Annotated in this window: 1 protein-coding gene; it reads left to right on the top strand. The window is 59.8% G+C overall.

Annotated elements, in window-relative coordinates; translation table 11 throughout:
• Window positions 1-98: 98 nt before the first annotated feature.
• Window positions 99-815, top strand: a 717-nt coding sequence (locus ABD866_RS10810) for a pilin glycosylation ligase domain-containing protein (RefSeq protein WP_345064559.1), incomplete at its 3' end; no start/stop codon positions are given.

Below are 815 nucleotides of genomic sequence, written 5' to 3'. Positions count from 1 at the left end.
CTGCCCGGTTCCTGCAAGGCTGCTTGATTGCTGATCTTGCTATCCGAGGAGGCCGCCCTGCGCGGCCTCTTTCTTTTTTCTCTGGAACAATCTGACGTATGAACGGCCACTTACAGCTGCGGCAGATATCGTTGGCTGTCTGGTTATTGCCGCTCGTGTTGGCCGCGGGCTGGCTGCTGCCTAATCATTACCCGCCCTGGCTGGCATTTCATTCCAATGCTTGGGCTGCCGGCGCGCTCCTGTTGCTGTTTCTGCACTGGTGTTGGCAGACTAGGCAAGCGATGGTGGTTGACGGCCCAGGGGTTTTTTTGCTCGCCATGGCCGCCCTGCCGTGGGTTCAGCACTGGGCCGGTTTGCTGCCACTCCAAAGCGAGGCCATGCTGCTGTCGCTGTACCTGCTGGGTGCAGCGCTTGCCTACATGCTTGCACGAAGCTGGAATCTGGCAGCCCCTATGGGGGCAGCGACACCCATCCTGGCGGGGATGACAGTTGCAGCACTCCTTTCTGTTGGCATCGCAACCTATCAGTGGCTAGGGCTGGCGCAAAACCTGGACTTTTTCGACATCTGGATGCTGGCGTTTGCGGAGGGCACCCGACCCTATGCCAACATGGGGCAGACCAATCAACTCGCCACCTTGTTGCTGTGTGGTTTGCTAGGGATCGCGTGGGGCTGGAAGAAGCGCCGACTAAGCGCACCGGTCGCTTTGTTTGCTACCGCTTGGTTGGTATGGGGCATTGCGTTGACCGAATCGCGCACCGCCATGTTGACGCTGGCCCTTGCCACGGCAGCGGTGACCCTGATGAGGCCCAGTTGT

The sequence above is a fragment of the Acidovorax lacteus genome, from assembly GCF_039540375.1.
GTDB lineage: Bacteria > Pseudomonadota > Gammaproteobacteria > Burkholderiales > Burkholderiaceae_C > Acidovorax_G > Acidovorax_G lacteus.
Note: the sequence above shows the minus strand (reverse complement) of the source record. Positions and strands in the feature narration are given on the sequence as shown.